General features: G+C 41.2%; 1 protein-coding gene. It reads left to right on the top strand.

What is annotated here, in order from left to right; translation table 11 throughout:
* Positions 1–42: 42 nt before the first annotated feature.
* A partial coding sequence (locus tag SM754_RS20345) for a glutathione S-transferase N-terminal domain-containing protein (RefSeq protein ID WP_323677962.1) occupies positions 43–257 on the top strand: 215 nt, incomplete at its 3' end.

The following is a 257-nucleotide window of genomic DNA, read 5'->3' as shown; positions in this document are numbered from 1 at the left end:
CACAGTGCAAGTGTCGAATATAAACAAGTAACTCCATTCAAAATGACAATCGATTTCTACTATGCACCCGGATCATCACCATGCAGAGCTGTACTTCTCACAGCTAAGGCCATCGGCGTTGATCTTAATCTTAAATTGATGGATCTTATGAAGGGGGAGCACCTTTCGCCGGAATTTTTGAAGATAAATCCCCAACATACCATTCCAACTTTGGTAGATAACGGATTGGCACTATCAGAAAGTAGAGCTATTATGAC

Origin of the sequence: Halorubellus amylolyticus (genome assembly GCF_034808145.1) — an archaeon.
Classification (GTDB): Archaea; Halobacteriota; Halobacteria; order Halobacteriales; family Natrialbaceae; genus Halorubellus.
The sequence above is the reverse complement of the archived record's forward strand: the minus strand, read 5'-3'. Positions and strand labels throughout refer to the sequence as shown.